At 63.1% G+C, this 14,091-nt stretch carries 17 protein-coding genes; 8 read left to right on the forward strand and 9 right to left on the reverse strand.

The genetic code is table 11. From position 1 onward, the window contains the following. Positions 1–42: 42 nt before the first annotated feature. A complete protein-coding gene (locus P6U25_RS15320; RefSeq protein WP_407151971.1) occupies positions 43–1,044 on the reverse strand; it encodes a dienelactone hydrolase family protein in 1,002 nt (333 codons plus the stop codon). A 58-nt stretch (positions 1,045–1,102) separates the two neighbouring features. After that, entirely contained in the window at positions 1,103–1,513 is a 411-nt protein-coding gene (locus P6U25_RS15325; RefSeq protein ID WP_407151972.1) for a DUF4260 domain-containing protein, read from the reverse strand. 188 nt (positions 1,514–1,701) lie between these two features. Between P6U25_RS15325 and P6U25_RS15330 the strand changes: the two genes are divergently transcribed. The 3 genes from P6U25_RS15330 (at position 1,702) to P6U25_RS15340 (ending at position 4,739) form a co-directional block, all read left to right on the forward strand. Continuing rightward, positions 1,702–3,234: an acyl-CoA carboxylase subunit beta gene (locus P6U25_RS15330; RefSeq protein ID WP_407151973.1), complete on the forward strand. Its 1,533-nt coding sequence runs from the start codon at positions 1,702–1,704 to the stop codon at positions 3,232–3,234. 17 nt (positions 3,235–3,251) lie between these two features. Further along, entirely contained in the window at positions 3,252–4,292 is a 1,041-nt protein-coding gene (locus P6U25_RS15335; protein WP_407151974.1) for a GTP pyrophosphokinase family protein, read from the forward strand. A gap of 99 nt (positions 4,293–4,391) precedes the next feature. Next, positions 4,392–4,739, forward strand: coding sequence for a hypothetical protein (locus tag P6U25_RS15340; RefSeq protein WP_407151975.1), 348 nt, complete (start codon positions 4,392–4,394; stop codon positions 4,737–4,739). Between the two features lie 134 nt (positions 4,740–4,873). On the opposite strand, the gene P6U25_RS15345 is transcribed toward P6U25_RS15340, so the two are convergent. Further along, positions 4,874–5,335 carry a VOC family protein gene (locus tag P6U25_RS15345; RefSeq protein ID WP_407151976.1) on the reverse strand — a complete coding sequence of 154 codons (462 nt, stop codon included), beginning with the start codon at positions 5,333–5,335 and terminating at the stop codon, positions 4,874–4,876. A gap of 372 nt (positions 5,336–5,707) precedes the next feature. After that, complete coding sequence (locus tag P6U25_RS15350) at positions 5,708–6,946, reverse strand: glycerophosphodiester phosphodiesterase family protein (protein ID WP_407151977.1); 1,239 nt, start codon at positions 6,944–6,946, stop codon at positions 5,708–5,710. Positions 6,947–7,070: 124 nt separating this feature from the next. Here P6U25_RS15350 and P6U25_RS15355 point away from each other — a divergent pair, with 124 nt between their 5' ends. Next, the gene (locus tag P6U25_RS15355; RefSeq protein ID WP_407151978.1) at positions 7,071–7,388 is read left to right on the forward strand and encodes a hypothetical protein; all 318 of its coding nucleotides are present in this window, start codon (positions 7,071–7,073) and stop codon (positions 7,386–7,388) included. Between the two features lie 98 nt (positions 7,389–7,486). Here the strand turns inward: P6U25_RS15355 and P6U25_RS15360 are convergent, their stop codons facing one another. The 3 genes from P6U25_RS15360 to P6U25_RS15370 all read right to left on the reverse strand — a co-directional run bounded on the left by P6U25_RS15360 (position 7,487) and on the right by P6U25_RS15370 (position 9,660). Next, entirely contained in the window at positions 7,487–7,735 is a 249-nt protein-coding gene (locus P6U25_RS15360) for a GCG_CRPN prefix-to-repeats domain-containing protein (protein WP_407151979.1), read from the reverse strand. A 154-nt stretch (positions 7,736–7,889) separates the two neighbouring features. After that, complete coding sequence (locus tag P6U25_RS15365; RefSeq protein WP_407151980.1) at positions 7,890–8,897, reverse strand: alpha/beta fold hydrolase; 1,008 nt, start codon at positions 8,895–8,897, stop codon at positions 7,890–7,892. Between the two features lie 67 nt (positions 8,898–8,964). Further along, positions 8,965–9,660 (reverse strand): ArsR/SmtB family transcription factor, encoded by a 696-nt coding sequence (locus tag P6U25_RS15370; protein WP_407151981.1) that lies wholly within the window; start codon positions 9,658–9,660, stop codon positions 8,965–8,967. 128 nt (positions 9,661–9,788) lie between these two features. Here P6U25_RS15370 and P6U25_RS15375 point away from each other — a divergent pair, with 128 nt between their 5' ends. From P6U25_RS15375 to P6U25_RS15385, 3 genes are all read left to right on the forward strand, one after another. Further along, positions 9,789–10,097, forward strand: coding sequence for an NIPSNAP family protein (locus tag P6U25_RS15375; protein ID WP_407151982.1), 309 nt, complete (start codon positions 9,789–9,791; stop codon positions 10,095–10,097). Positions 10,098–10,128: 31 nt separating this feature from the next. Continuing rightward, the gene (locus P6U25_RS15380) at positions 10,129–10,479 is read left to right on the forward strand and encodes an antibiotic biosynthesis monooxygenase family protein (protein ID WP_407151983.1); all 351 of its coding nucleotides are present in this window, start codon (positions 10,129–10,131) and stop codon (positions 10,477–10,479) included. 112 nt (positions 10,480–10,591) lie between these two features. After that, positions 10,592–11,407 carry an oxaloacetate decarboxylase gene (locus P6U25_RS15385; protein ID WP_407151984.1) on the forward strand — a complete coding sequence of 272 codons (816 nt, stop codon included), beginning with the start codon at positions 10,592–10,594 and terminating at the stop codon, positions 11,405–11,407. 62 nt (positions 11,408–11,469) lie between these two features. On the opposite strand, the gene P6U25_RS15390 is transcribed toward P6U25_RS15385, so the two are convergent. After that, a complete protein-coding gene (locus tag P6U25_RS15390; protein ID WP_407151985.1) occupies positions 11,470–11,895 on the reverse strand; it encodes a hypothetical protein in 426 nt (141 codons plus the stop codon). Positions 11,896–12,040: 145 nt separating this feature from the next. Between P6U25_RS15390 and P6U25_RS15395 the strand changes: the two genes are divergently transcribed. Then, the gene (locus P6U25_RS15395) at positions 12,041–12,682 is read left to right on the forward strand and encodes a trimeric intracellular cation channel family protein (protein WP_407151986.1); all 642 of its coding nucleotides are present in this window, start codon (positions 12,041–12,043) and stop codon (positions 12,680–12,682) included. Between the two features lie 4 nt (positions 12,683–12,686). On the opposite strand, the gene P6U25_RS15400 is transcribed toward P6U25_RS15395, so the two are convergent. Then, complete coding sequence (locus P6U25_RS15400) at positions 12,687–13,913, reverse strand: c-type cytochrome (RefSeq protein WP_407151987.1); 1,227 nt, start codon at positions 13,911–13,913, stop codon at positions 12,687–12,689. Between the last annotated feature and the right edge of the window lie 178 nt (positions 13,914–14,091).

Here is a 14,091-nt window from a genome sequence, read left to right on the forward strand (position 1 = left end):
GGGGCGCACCATCTTCGCGGCCAACAATTCGATTTGATCTGGCTACCCCAGCCCAAACAGCGTCGTCAGGAAATCGCTGACCGCCTGGCGCGCCTCGATCGCGGTGGTCGGATTGCCGCCGACATGCGGGCCGCGCTCGACGCAGGCATCCTTGTAGCTGAACGGCTCCCGCGTTGCCGCGTTCATCAAGACGCCGCCTTCGCTTTCCCTGATGGTGCAGTGGCGCACGGTTTGCGAGGTGGTCGCTTCCACCACCGTGTTGTTGCCGAGCAGGCCGGAATCGAAGCCGTGCGCGGAATCCGGATATTCGGTCAGCGCCACGTCGCGCTTGGCCTCTTTGAGGCGCGCGACATAGGCCTTGCAGCTCGCCACCGGATTATAGTCGTCGGGCGTTCCGTGGAAGATCCGGATCGGACGCGCCGCGACTTCGGTGTCGGTCAAATAGCTCGTCGAGCAATCCGGATAGAACGGGATGTAGGCCGCGAACTGCGCGCCGGACTTGTTCCAGAGCTTGTTGAAGCGGTCGAGGCTCGCATAGAGCGCCGCCTGTCCGCCGCGCGAAAATCCCATCAGCGCGATGCGATCAGGATCGACCCGTGGATGCTTGGCCAGGATCTCGAGAGAGCGGTAGATGTCGAGGATCAGATTGAGCCGGCCGAGCAGCGCCTGGTTCGGCCCGGTTGCGGTCAGACCGCGGCCGGAGAAGCCGTCGATCACGAAGGTCGAGATGCCCATGCTGTTGAACTGGCGCACCCAGGCATCCATCCCGCTGCCGACGCCGCTCGAGCCGTGCATCAGCACCACCACCGGCAGCCGGCCGCTGCCTTGCGCGATCCTGAGTTCGCCGCCGACCGTGACGTGCTTGCCATTGCTGTCGCCGGTCAGGAATTGCTGGTCGGAGATCGTCAGCGAGGGAATGGCGTAGATCTCGGTGCGGGCGGCGATCTCCTTCGGGATCTGCTGCGCGCTGGTCTCGATGCAGGTGAATAGCACGGCGCAGCAAAAGAGGATGGCCGTCGCGGCCAGGCGCCAGTCTGTCAGCATCGGATGCCCCCGGAGAGTCTACGGTCCGCCCTTGGCGCGCGACTACAGCAAGCGTCCGTCAGCCTGTCAATTTGTCCTTCCCGATCCGCCCGAGATGGGTGAAGCCAAAGCCTCTGGAATATTTCAGCCCGTAGCCGAGCGCGCGGTCGATCCCGATATGGGCGAGCCAGATCATCGCGATCGAGAGCACCAGCGGCTCGGCGCTGGCGAAGCCGAGCGTCATCAGCGCCACCGGCGCCAGATAGGCATGGGCCGCGTTATAGACGATGGCGCCGACCCGAGGACCGGCGAGATAGGCGGCGAAGCTCAAGTCGGGCACCAGGAAGAGCAGGACATAGACCAGCCACGAGCCCTCCCATTGCGCGTAGAGCACGGTCATCCCCAGGAACAGCACCAGGCCCTCCAGCCGGAGCAGGGTGCGCACCCCGCCGGTCGGTGCGCCGGTCTCGGCCTCGGTCGTTTCGGTCATCGCCATCTCCCCAGATATCGGAAAATCCTACCGTTTTTGCGCCCCGACCCGCCCACAAGGCGGTTTCCGGTTACGAAACGGCCGTGCTAAAGCGTCCTCCGGGCGAAGTGGGAACCGGTTCGCATCACGACAACGCGTCGGCGCCACCCTTCAGACGGTGGTCCAGTAGCTAATACGGGCGGAAGCAGATGAAAGATATCCTCGATACCCTCGAAGAACGGCGCGCCGGCGCCAAGCTTGGCGGCGGCGAGAAGCGCATCGAGGCGCAGCACGCCCGCGGCAAGCTGACCGCGCGCGAGCGGATCGAGCTTTTGCTGGACAAGGGGTCGTTCGAGGAATTCGACATGTTCGTCGAGCACCGCTCGATCGAGTTCGGCATGGAGAAGACCAAGATCCCCGGCGACGGCGTCGTCACCGGCTGGGGCACGGTCAACGGCCGCAAGACCTTCGTCTTCGCCAAGGACTTCACGGTGTTCGGCGGCTCGCTGTCGGAAACCCACGCGCTGAAGATCACCAAGCTTCAGGACATGGCGATGAAGGCGAGGGCGCCGATCATCGGCCTCTATGACGCCGGCGGCGCGCGCATCCAGGAGGGCGTCGCGGCGCTCGCGGGCTATTCCTACGTGTTTCGCCGCAACGTCATCGCCTCGGGCGTGATCCCGCAGATCTCCGTCATCATGGGGCCCTGCGCCGGCGGCGACGTCTATTCGCCCGCGATGACCGACTTCATCTTCATGGTGAAGAACACGAGCTACATGTTCGTCACCGGCCCGGACGTGGTGAAGACCGTCACCAACGAGGTGGTGACCGCGGAGGAACTCGGCGGCGCCTCGGTGCACGCCACGCGCTCCTCGATCGCCGACGGCGCGTTCGAGAACGACGTCGATGCTCTCTTGCAGATGCGCCGGCTGATCGACTTCCTGCCATCCAACAACACCGACGGCGTGCCGGAATGGCCGAGCTTTGACGATGTCGGCCGCCTCGACATGTCCTTGGACACGCTGATCCCCGACAACCCGAACAAGCCCTACGACATGAAGGAGCTGATCCTGAAGGTCGTCGACGAGGGCGACTTCTTCGAGATCTCGGAAACCTTCGCCAAGAATATCGTCACCGGCTTCGGCCGTATCGCCGGGCGCACCGTCGGCTTCGTCGCCAACCAGCCGATGGTGCTGGCCGGCGTGCTCGACAGCGATGCGTCGCGCAAGGCCGCGCGATTCGTGCGGTTCTGCGATGCCTTCAACATCCCGATCGTCACCTTTGTCGACGTGCCCGGCTTCCTGCCGGGCACCGCGCAGGAATATGGCGGCCTGATCAAGCACGGCGCCAAGCTGTTGTTCGCCTATTCGCAGTGCACGGTGCCGCTCGTCACCATCATCACCCGCAAGGCCTACGGCGGCGCCTTCGACGTCATGGCGTCGAAGGAGATCGGCGCCGACATGAACTACGCCTGGCCGACCGCCCAGATTGCGGTGATGGGCGCCAAGGGCGCAGTGGAGATCATCTTCCGCTCCGACATCGGCGATCCCGACAAGATCGCCGCGCGCACCAAGGAATACGAAGACCGCTTCCTGTCCCCCTTCATCGCCGCCGAGCGCGGCTACATCGACGACGTCATCATGCCGCATTCGACAAGGCGGCGGATCGCCCGCGCGCTGGCGATGCTGAAGGACAAGAAGGTGGAAATCCCGGCGAAGAAGCACGACAATTTGCCGTTGTGAGGAGAGGGGCGGGCAAGATGCAGGACGAAACTCCCGGCCCATTGGCTCCTACCTTAAACTCTTCTATCGGCGAAGCATCCGAGGCAACTCTGAGCGATGCGCAGGTAGCGGCAATCGAAGCGTCGTACAAATCAGCTTTAGCGCGCAACCAAGCGTTACTCGACGAAGTTGTTTTTATACTAAGGGAGCGTATTGCGGCTGCGGGGGTGAAAATCCATTCGATAGAACATCGAGTCAAAGAGCTACCTTCAATCATCAAGAAATGTCATCGAAAAGGCTCGACTAGTCTCGACGAAGTGATCGATGTAGTCGGAGCACGCGTCGTTTCCTTATTTCGCTCAGATATGTCGCGGATAGGAAAGATTGTTACTGAAAGCTTCGACGTGGTTCACGTTGACGACAAGGTGTCTCAGGATCAAGGCCCGTTGGGCTATATGTCTGTGCACTATGTCTGCAAGATTCCTTCGCGGTACAAGGGACCAAGATACGAAAACACTGCCGGCATCCAATTTGAGATTCAGGTGCGAACGTTGTGCATGCATGCTTGGGCAGCGGTTTCTCACTATCTAGATTACAAGGGTGACTGGGACGTTCCGGTCGAGTTGAAACGGTCGCTAAGTGCTCTTAGCGGGTTGTTCTATGTAGCCGACACAGAGTTTGAGCAATTCTATGCAGCCCGGCTCGACTCCAAGAAAGGGGCCGAGCAGTCAATATCAGCATCTATCGATACCGAGATTAATTTGGATACAGTAACTGCTTTTCTCAGGCGAAAGTTTCCCGACAGACAGCAAACGGAAGGTCTGTCGTTGTTCGTTCGAGAGCTCAAGCGGGCAGGATTTAAGTCGTTGGTTGAAGTTGAGCGAGACATTGATCGTGGCCATGCGGCCTTCTTGAAATATGAGGAGCGTCACCCTCCGACGCGACAGCCGTATTTCGCGGACCTTGGTGCCGCAAGGTTATCTCTAGGTTTGGCCTCCAACAAATATTATACGCAACTTAAGAAGCACCGAAAAGGTCAGCCCGATGATCTGCTCCAGTTCAGAGATATTGTAAAATAGTGCGCATAAGGGATGGATTGTGTTGGTGCGCCTGCTATCTCTCTTGTGCGGGTCGTGGGCTATTCCGGGCGCGACCCTACGGCACCGGACTTGGTTCTGATGACCGAAGACGATCCCACCGACGAGATTTCAGAGCTCGAAGAGCGGATCGAGGACCTTGCCGAGATCGCCGAGCGATGCCGGCGGATCATTCTGGGCTCCAAGGTGGCGATCGCGGCCGGGTTCGTGCTGTTGATTGTCGCGATACTCGGCCTGCTCGGTGACAGCCCGGCAGCCGCACTCGGAGCGATTGCGCTGGTGCTCGGCGGCATCGTGTCGCTTGGATCGAACGTCAGCACATTGCGGCAGACCGAGGCCGCGATCAGTGTCGCCGAAGCACGCCGTGCGCGCCTGATCGGCAGCATCGACCTGCGCGTGGTCCACGATGCGCCGCTGAAGCTGATGTGATGCGCCGACTTACGCGGAGGCGTGGAGCGCAGCGATATCCGGGACGCTCCATCAGCGCAGCATGGCTCATCCGCATAGCGCTCCGCTGATGCGGGTTGTGCGGCTGATTCCCCCTGCGACGGCCGCGCCTTCGCCTAGGCTGCCTTGTGCTGTTGCTTCATGAAGTTCGCCGCTCGCTTCTTGAGTTCGGCCGGAGGCACGTCCTCGATATGCGTGCCGATGTGCCAGTGGTTGCCGGCCGGGTCCTTCACGCCGCCGCTGCGGTCCCCATAGAATTGGTCCGCGGGCTCCATCAACGATGTGGCGCCGGCCTTAAGCGCCATCTGATAGACCGCATCGACGTTGGGTACGTAGAGATACAGCATGGTTGACGTAGCTTGTGCACGCTCCGAGGAGTCGGCGATCATCACGATGGAGTTTCCTATTTTGAACTCCGCATGCATGATCTTGCCATCGGGGCGCATCATCGGCTCGAATACCGGTTGGGCTCCGAACGCCTCTTTCATGAAGCTGATGATTTTCTCCGCGCCATCGACGACGAGGTAGGGCGTGACGGTATGGAAACCCTCTGGAACCGGCTTAACCTGTGTTGCCATGGTTGTCTCCTCTGGTTGCTTGATCCACGCAAGTCGACCCAGCCCGCCTTGTTTTGGTTGGATTGTCTATCCGTTCTTTGAACAAAGTATGACCGCGATTGTGCCGCGCTGGACGGATTGACCAGGGACGGTCGATGGGGGAGGCGCGTGGTGGCCTGCGACAAATCAACCCGACGGGCAAGATTTAGCTTCCGTCGTCTGGCAACTCAGCATTACGACTCCGCGCGTCTCGGCTGGTGGCCGTGCATCCTTCGAGACGCGCGCAAGAGCGCGCTCCTCAGGATGACGGTATCGACAGCAGCCGCGCGGCCCTAGCTCGGCGCCAGTGGCACGTAGCCGTATTCGCCAACGCCTTGTCGACGCGCCCAATCCTCACTTCATCCCCATGCAGTTCGCGTAGAACGTCGTCGTCGCCGGCCAGTCTGAGAACATCGCGCGGACGCCGACCTGTTTCGTCAAAACATCGAGCACGGTCAGGGTGTCGCCATCGCGGTCGATCGCTGCCTTCACGGACTTGTGGTAGAAGCCGCCGCCCTTGTTCAGCGGCCCGTCACGCTCCAGCGACCAGCCGATCAGATCGAGGCCCGCGGCCTTCGCGGCCCTGGCGTAGGCGGAGGGGACGATCTCGCGCTTGTCGTTCAGGGTCAGCATCGCGTGGATCGGCGGCCCCAGGATTGCGACGCCCGAGGCCTTCAGTTCCGCCATCGAGGGCTTCCAGGTCTCGGGCTTGTTGGGGTCGAGACCGGTGCGTTCGTCGAGATAGATCGCCTGCTTCGCAAAACCCGGCTCGGTCTTCACCCAGTATATGATATCCCTGAGATTGAAGCTCTGCGGAAACACGTCGCTCGCGGGGATGCCAGCGGCCTTGTAGGCGGCGAGCATCTGCGTCGCGTATTTTTCCTGGGTGTAGTCGCCGTCGAACGGCATCGGCACTTCCGGCGCCTTCAATTCGGGGACGAACTTCGCGCCCAGGCTTTTGATCAGTGCGATGCTCTCGTCGTGCGTCATCACGGTGCCGGTGGCGGCATAGAGGTCGGTGCGCCAGCGCGGCGTGCCGTTCTGATAGTCTTCCGCCGTCGTCGCATTCGGATTGAAGCCGTCCATCTTCGCGGTCAGCCGCTTGAATTCGGCGAGCGTGATGTCCGACGTGCAGCACTTCGCGGAGGCCTTCTTGCCGGTTGCGGGATCGGCCGGGCTGAACGGCTGCGAGCACTTCGCGGCAAGGTCCGGTACGGTCAGGATGTTGGTCGTGCTCTGCAGGTCGCACTGCGAATGGCGGCAGACCAGTTGGCGATCCTTCGTGAAGGTGACGTCGCACTCGATCACGCCGGCGCCCATGCGCGCCGCGGCAAGATAGGATTCCCGGCTGTGCTCGGGAAACTGGAGCGCCGCGCCGCGGTGGCCGATCGAGAAGTCGGTCTTGTGGAACGGGCCGGTGCATTGGCTCAGCGCGCGCTTCAGCGGCCCATCCTTCATCTTGTCGACCAGATAGAACGGCCGCGGCCCGATCTGCGCCTCGCGCGGCAGCACGATCCCATCGGCCGCGGCGGGCAGGGCGGGGCCGATCGCCAGCAACATGGCGAACAGGGCGGCGCGATGGCGGGCAGGCATGGGTGGTCTCCGCGAACGGGCGTTGTCAGGACGCGGATATATCATGGAGCATGCGGCGGCTGCATGAACCAGCGCCATAAGCGTCGCCACGCGTGCGCAACGAAACAAACTGTGGAGGAGCCCAATGCCTGCTGCCTATTTCGTCGTCCGCGCCACCGTCACTGACCCCGCCAAGCGGCCTGCCTTCGACGCGTGGTATTCGCGCGAGCATCTGCCTGACGCGATGAAGTCCTTCGGGGCGCAGCGCGCGTGGCGATGCTGGAGCCTGAGCGATCCGTCGCTGCACCAGGCGACGTATCAGTTCGCCGACCAGGCGGCGCTGGAGCGCGCGGTAAGCAGCGATCACATGAAGCGGCTGGTCGCCGATTTCAACCGCGACTGGCCGGAGGTGACGCGCACGCGCGATCTATTGCTGCTCGCGGAAGAGGCGATGCCGACATAATGTTTTGTGTGACGTGATGCCGCTGCCCTTGCATCACAGACGTCGCAAAAGAAAAACCCCGCGCGAGGCGGGGTCTGGTTGATCGTATCGTGCCGCGATCAGATCGGGCGGCAGCGGCCGTAACGCCAGACGAAGCCGTAGGGGCAAACGCGCGGACGCGGCGCCACCACAACCGGCGGCCTTACGACGACGGGGCCCGGAGCGACCACGACGGGGCCGCGATTCCTGATGCAACCGCCGTAAGGACCGCGATGCCAGCCGGGGCCGCAACCGCCAGCGGCCTCAGCCGCGCTCATTCCGGCGAACGCGGTCGTGACCAAAATTGCTGCTGCAAAAAGATATTTCATGTCGTCTCCTTCGATATGGGCCGGAGCCAGCGGCCCGCAACAAACATTCAGTCCCGATTCGCCGGGTCGGATCATTGCAGAACCCGTGCCCTCTGTCGCCAACCGTAACGCGCGGGGCTGAATGCGACATGAACATTGCAGCTCGCCTGCTGCGTCAGTGCGCCGCAAGGAAGCTCAGCAACAATTCGTCATACTTCGCGGGCGCTTCGAGGAAGACCAGGTGCCCGGTATTCGGAATCACCTCGGCGCGTGCGTTCTGCATCTTCGCCGCCAGCGCCTTGGCGAGATCGGCGTTCTGTCCCATCTTCGGACGCAGCGCTTCCGGCGCGTTCGGCCGGCCCGGCGCGTTGTGGTCGTCGGCGCCCATGATGAACAGCGTCGGCTGCGTGAGCAGCGGTATCTCGTGCACGACGGGCTCGCGATAGATCATCTGGGCGGAGGCGACGAACGCGTGCAGCCAGCGCGGATATTCGGCGCTGCCCTTGATGTTGAAGCGCGCATCGATGAACGGCGTCACCTGGTCCGGCGGCAGCTTCAGCGCATAATTGGTCTCGAGTTGCTTGCGATAGCCCTCCGCGGTCAGCTTGTCTTCGTGCTCGAGGATCTTCTCGGTCGGCGTCGGCGGCACGTAGAGGCGGTAGTCCTCAAGCCCGATCGGCGCGGTCAACACCAGATGATCGACGCGATCGGGATAGGCGCGGGCGATGCGTACCGCGACCATGCCACCCATCGAATGCGCGACGACGTCGGCCTTGGGGATCTGCAGATGATCGAGCAGCGTCATCGTGTTGCGCGCGAGATTGTCGAAATGCAGGTCGCCCCTCGGCCTCGAGGATTTGCCGAAGCCGACCTGGTCCGGCACCACGACGCGATAGCCGGCATCCGTCAGCGTCTTGATGACGGGTGCCCAGTAGCTGGAGGGAAAGTTGCGGCCGTGCAGCAGCACCACGGTACGTCCGTTCGGCTGCGCGGGCGCGACGTCCATAAAGGCCATCCGCAGTTGCTCACCGTCGTTGACCAGCGGCAGCATGTGAACGGGATATGGATAGGGGAAGCCTTCGAGCCCGATGCCATAGGGTTCGCGCCCGGCAGCGGAGGCGGGCGCGAAAGGCAAGGCGAGCAGGGCGGCGAACAGCGCCGCGGCAAAGGGACGATGATTCATGGAAGGCTCCGGAAGCGATGTCACGCGTTCGTGCGGGCCAGCCTGGCACGCGAGCGAACGCGCGCCGTTATTCGCCCGCCCCGAACAGCGCTGCAAATCGCTTTTCGCCGTTTCGCGAAAAGTTGACCACGCGGCTGCCCGGCGTCGCGTCGCGCGCAGCCCACTTCAGTTCCGTGAAACGGTCCATGATGGCGGCGCCCAATGTGCCCGCGAGATGGTGCCGTCGCTCGCTCCAGTCGAGGCAGGCCTTGCACACCGGACGGCGCGGATGCGTCAGCGCGTCGGCGTCGATCTGCAACTCCTCGGCCATGAAGCGCTTGCCGTCGCCGGTGAGCTCGATCGCCTGCTTGGTCTGGCGGATCAGCTTCTGCCGCTTCATGCTGTCGAGCATCTGCACGCCGAGGTCGCCTGCGAGATGGTCGTAGCAGACCCGCGCGCGGCGCAGCGCCGGATCTTTCGGCCCGGTGCGCACGCGCATGTGGCCGGCACGGGCTGCGATCCCTTGCAGGCCTTCGAGCACGTCAGCGACATCGGGATCGGTGAGGCGGTAATAGCGGTGGCGGCCCTGCTTCTCCGGCTCGACCAGCCCGCCGGCCTCGAGCTTCGCCAGATGCGAGCTCGCCGTCTGCGGCGTGATGCCGGCCTCCTGCGCCAGCTCACTGGCGGTCAGCGCGCGGCCGGTCATCAGCGCGGTGAGCATGTTGCAGCGCGCGGGATCGCCGACGAGGGCAGCGATCCTGGAGATGTCGGGTCCTGCTTTCATAGTTCGATGTTAGCCGAAGCATCGACGTCGAGCAAGCCGCTAGTGTTTTGCAATGTCGCCGTTGCGAGGACCCATCCGGAGCGCGACCCGTTGGCTCAGCAATGACGGAAACCATTGGAGGTTCCCCTATGACCATCACCGTCTTCATCCGCTACCAGCTCGATCCGTTCAAGCGGGCAATGTTCGAGGAGTATTCGCGGAACTGGCTCTCCATCATCCCGCGCTGCGGCGGCGACCTGATCGGCTACTGGATGCCGCACGAGGGGACCAACAACGTCGCATTCGCGCTGATCTCTTTCGAAAACCTCGCCGCCTATGAGGCCTACCGGGCGCGGCTGCGCACCGACAAGGAGGGCGTGGCGAACTTCAATTTTGCGGAAGAAAACAGGTTCATCCTGGCGGAGGAGCGGACCTTTCTGCGCAAGGTCGCGCTATAGTGCGTCCATCACAATAAGTGCGGAGCCATCCATGATCGCCGTGATCTTCGAAGTCTGGCCGAAGCCGGAGCACCGGCAGCAATATTTCGATCTGGCGGCTGAATTGAAGCCGGTCCTGCAAGAGATCGACGGCTTCATCTCGGTGGAACGGTTCGAGAGCATCACCGAGAAGGGCAAGTTCGTGTCGCTGTCGTTCTTCCGCGACGAGGCGGCGGTCGAAGCCTGGCGCAACACGGTCGAGCATCGCCGCACCCAGGCCAAGGGCCGCGCGCAGATCTTCGAGAATTACCGCCTGCGCGTCGCCAGTGTGATCAGGGACTACGGCATGAATGACCGCGATCAGGCACCGAAGGATAGCCGCGCGATTCACGAGGCGCGTTAGCTGATGCGCCATCGGCCAAGGCACCTTTCGTTCGCGCGAGGACCGTGCAGCTCTGGCGCGCACAAGCGCGTGTGCCTATCTCTGCGCGGCCAACCAGTTTAGGGAGAAGACAATGCTGCTGACAACTGCTGACAAGCGCGCCGCCTTCAAGAAGTTGCACGAAAGCGGCTGCTTCATGATTCCGAACCCGTTCGATGTCGGCAGCGGCCGCGCGTTACAACATCTCGGCTTCAAGGCGCTGGCATCGACCAGCGCAGGCTTTGCCTGGACGATCGGTCGGGCCGACAACCGCGTCACGGTCGACGACGTCTGCACCCATCTGACGGCGCTGTGTGCGGCCGTCGATATTCCCGTCAACGCGGATTATGAGGGTGGCTTCGCGGTCGAGCCCGACAAGGTCGCGGTCAATGTCGCGCGCGGTGTGAAGACCGGCGTCGCCGGGTTATCGATCGAGGACTCCACGGGAGACGCAGCCAAGCCCCTGTTCGACTTCGCGCTCGCCGTGGAGCGCATCAAAGCGGCGCGCAAGGCGATCGACGCCGACAACAGCGGCGTCCTGCTCACCGGGCGCTGCGAGGCGTTCCTGTGGGGTCAACAGGACATCAAGCTGGTGATCGAGCGGCTGCAGGCCTACTCGAACGCTGGGGCCGATGTTCTCTATGCGCCGGGCATCAAGACCAAGGATGACATCGCGGCGGTCGTGAAGGCGGTGGCGCCGAAGCCGGTCAATCTTCTGATTGGCGCACCGGGTCTGTCGTTGCAGGAGGCCGGCGACCTCGGCGTACGCCGGATCAGCGTCGGCGGCTCGCTGGCACGGATGGCCTGGGCCGGCGTGATGAAGGCCGCCAAGGAGATGGCCGAGAAGGGCACCTTCACCGAGTTCGCCAACGGCTATCCCGGCGGCGAGCTGAACAAGATGTTCAAGTAATCAGGCCCAAACAAAAAAGCAGCGGGCCGATCGGGTCCGCTGCTTCGTCATTCTCAATGCGCTCAATAGCTGTTCTTGTTGCCCTCCGAGCCGTCGTTCTGCTGGCCGGTCGGCTGCTTGGCAGAGGGGTTTGTAGGCTGCGCCGGCGCCGCTCCTGTGGTCATGCCGGGCTGGCTGTTCGGCTTCGGCGTCACGTCACGCATGCCCGGAGGCGCCGTGGCCGGATTGCCCGAGTTCTGTTGTGCGGTCTGTGTGGGCGGCGTCGTGCCTGCCTGGTTCACCGATGTGTTGTTCAGTCCATAGAACAGCGCGCCCAGCACTACGGCGACCGCGACGGCGAACATGGCGACTTTGGTGCCGCTGACCGGACCCTCTCCGAGTTCCGGATCTGGCTGCACCTCGTTGTCCAGACTGTTGAAGCGCGCCTGGCGACGGAGTTCCTCATCGGTCGGGTCGGCGCGCCGCGGATCGTTGGGATCGTAGGTCATTAATTGTTCCTCCGTTAGCACCCCAAAACTAAACGCGGGGGACAATGACTGGCGCCCCAGGATGTTCCGCGTCAATGTTGCAACCAGTTCATGTTGGAACCGCCGATTCCCGGTTCCTGACGCTTGTTTCATGGGGTGTTTCCCGATGTGGACCTTGCCGCCCACCGATTCGGTGCTGCACTTGCTCTCGTTCATTGCAGTTGCGGCGCAATCGATGACGGCGGCGCTGGCTGCGGGCAAGCGCAGCATGGACTGGGCCGGCGTTTGCATGCTCGGAGCCGTCACGGCGCTTGGCGGCGGCACAATCCGCGACGTGCTGCTCGGCCACTATCCGCTGCTTTGGGTTGCGCACCCGATCTACCTTGCGATCGCAGTGGCTGCGGCGCTCGTCACCATCTTGCTAGCGCGCTTGGTGCACCGGCTCAACCTCGCATTTCTCGTGCTCGATGCGATAGGGCTCGTGGTGTTCACGATGGCTGGCTGCGATGTGGCGTGGCAGGTCGACGCCTCGCTGCCGATCGTGATCGTCGCGGGTATGATCACAGGCTGCGCCGGCGGCGTGTTGCGCGACATTCTCTGCAACGAGGTGCCGCTGTTGTTTCGCAGCGAGCTCTACGCCAGCGTCTCCGTCGTCACCGGCTTGTTCTATGCGACTGCGTTCGGCCTGGAGCTGAACGACCAGCTCTGGACCCTGCTGACATTCGCGCTGGGCTTGACGCTGCGCCTGCTCGCGATCCGCTTCAAATGGGAGATGCCGAAATTCGTGTTCGATCACGAGGAGCGGTGAGGACCTATTTCGCCTGCCGCGCTTTCACGACCTCGTCCGCCGTCACCGCCGGCGCGGCATTGCCCCAGGAATTGCGGATATAGGTCGCGACATCGGCGATCTGCTGGTCGGTCAGCTTCGGATAGGACGGCATCGAGCCGGCGTTCGGTGCCCGCGGCGTGGTCACGGTCTGCGCGCCGTCGAGGATGATGCGCAGCGTGCTCGCAGGATTGGCCGATTGCAGATTGGCGTTGCCGGGCAGCGGCGGATAGACTCGCGGTGAACCCGAACCATCGAGTTCATGGCAGGAGACGCAGGCACCGCGGTAGATCTGCTCGCCGTCGCTCATCTGCGCGGTCGAAGGCGGGCTGACTTCAGGCTCCAGCGCGCCGGCCGGCAGGCTCTTGAGATAGATCGCGATCGCGCGCACGTCGGCGTCGCTCATCTTCGAAGTGGAATTGACGACCACCTCCGACATCAGGGGACCGGCATGGCTGCGCCCGTTGCGGCCGCTCTGCAGATATTCGACGATATCGTCGACGCTCCAGGACTTCAGCCCGCTGCGGGCAGCCCCGTCGAGCCTCGGCGCGAACATGCCCTGGACCATGTTGCCGCCGAACGCCTGGTCGGGCCGGTCAGCGCCGAAGACGTTCTTCGGCGTGTGGCAGGCGCCGCAATGAGCGAGACCCTCGACGAGATAGCGCCCGCGATTCCATTCCGGGCTCTTGGCCTGGTCCGGCTGGATGATGCCGCGCGTGAAGAACAGGTAATCCCAGGCGCGCATCAGCACGCGGTAGTTCAACGGCCAGCGCAATTCCGGCGGCGGCGCCCTGTTGGCGACGGGGGCAAGCGTCGCGAGATAAGCGCGGATCGCCAGCATGTCGTCGCGGATCAGCTTGGTGAAATAAGGGTAGGGAAACGCCGGGTAATAATGCGCACCGTCCGGCGAGACACCAGTGCGCAGCGCGCGCAGGAAGTCGTCGTCGCTCCAGCCGCCGATGCCGGTATCGCGATCGGGCGTCAAATTCGGAGAGAAAACCGCGCCGAACGGCGTGTCGATCCGCTTGCCGCCGGCAAAGGGCTTGGCGGGATCGGCAGTATGGCAGCTCGCACAATCGCCGGCGATCACCAGGGCCTTGCCGCGGGCCACCATGTCGTTGGACGGCTCGGCTCGACATTCGCGCGCCGCGAACGCGCCACACAACAGCAGGGTCGCCAGAATCACTGCCGTCTTTCGACGTCGCTGCCCCATCCTTGCACCGTCCGCTCCGCAAGCCGCGTTACGCCATTTCGCCGCAGGCCCGCCTTGCGACAGAAACCGAAACGGCGTTCCAATATTCCCGGCATGAAATTGCGATTTTTGAGTGCCGGGCCTCCTTGCTCAGAATTGTGCTGCGCGCCGCGAAAAATCCGACATAGACTGGTTCTAA

This window comes from Bradyrhizobium sp. ORS 86 (assembly GCF_045571475.1).
Classification (GTDB): Bacteria; Pseudomonadota; Alphaproteobacteria; order Rhizobiales; family Xanthobacteraceae; genus Bradyrhizobium.

Bases quoted from the DNA above. Each gene is read 5' to 3' on its own strand.
- P6U25_RS15325 (WP_407151972.1), bottom strand. From the start codon at position 1,513: ATGACCGAAACGACCGAGGCCGAGACCGGCGCACCGACCGGCGGGGTG.
- P6U25_RS15390 (WP_407151985.1), bottom strand. From the start codon at position 11,895: ATGACCTACGATCCCAACGATCCGCGGCGCGCCGACCCGACCGATGAG.
- P6U25_RS15350 (WP_407151977.1), bottom strand. From the start codon at position 6,946: ATGCCTGCCCGCCATCGCGCCGCCCTGTTCGCCATGTTGCTGGCGATC.
- P6U25_RS15335 (WP_407151974.1), top strand. From the start codon at position 3,252: ATGCAGGACGAAACTCCCGGCCCATTGGCTCCTACCTTAAACTCTTCT.
- P6U25_RS15365 (WP_407151980.1), bottom strand. From the start codon at position 8,897: ATGAATCATCGTCCCTTTGCCGCGGCGCTGTTCGCCGCCCTGCTCGCC.
- P6U25_RS15395 (WP_407151986.1), top strand. From the start codon at position 12,041: ATGTGGACCTTGCCGCCCACCGATTCGGTGCTGCACTTGCTCTCGTTC.
- P6U25_RS15320 (WP_407151971.1), bottom strand. From the start codon at position 1,044: ATGCTGACAGACTGGCGCCTGGCCGCGACGGCCATCCTCTTTTGCTGC.
- P6U25_RS15330 (WP_407151973.1), top strand. From the start codon at position 1,702: ATGAAAGATATCCTCGATACCCTCGAAGAACGGCGCGCCGGCGCCAAG.
- P6U25_RS15385 (WP_407151984.1), top strand. From the start codon at position 10,592: ATGCTGCTGACAACTGCTGACAAGCGCGCCGCCTTCAAGAAGTTGCAC.
- P6U25_RS15340 (WP_407151975.1), top strand. From the start codon at position 4,392: ATGACCGAAGACGATCCCACCGACGAGATTTCAGAGCTCGAAGAGCGG.
- P6U25_RS15360 (WP_407151979.1), bottom strand. From the start codon at position 7,735: ATGAAATATCTTTTTGCAGCAGCAATTTTGGTCACGACCGCGTTCGCC.
- P6U25_RS15375 (WP_407151982.1), top strand. From the start codon at position 9,789: ATGACCATCACCGTCTTCATCCGCTACCAGCTCGATCCGTTCAAGCGG.
- P6U25_RS15355 (WP_407151978.1), top strand. From the start codon at position 7,071: ATGCCTGCTGCCTATTTCGTCGTCCGCGCCACCGTCACTGACCCCGCC.
- P6U25_RS15370 (WP_407151981.1), bottom strand. From the start codon at position 9,660: ATGAAAGCAGGACCCGACATCTCCAGGATCGCTGCCCTCGTCGGCGAT.
- P6U25_RS15380 (WP_407151983.1), top strand. From the start codon at position 10,129: ATGATCGCCGTGATCTTCGAAGTCTGGCCGAAGCCGGAGCACCGGCAG.
- P6U25_RS15400 (WP_407151987.1), bottom strand. From the start codon at position 13,913: ATGGGGCAGCGACGTCGAAAGACGGCAGTGATTCTGGCGACCCTGCTG.
- P6U25_RS15345 (WP_407151976.1), bottom strand. From the start codon at position 5,335: ATGGCAACACAGGTTAAGCCGGTTCCAGAGGGTTTCCATACCGTCACG.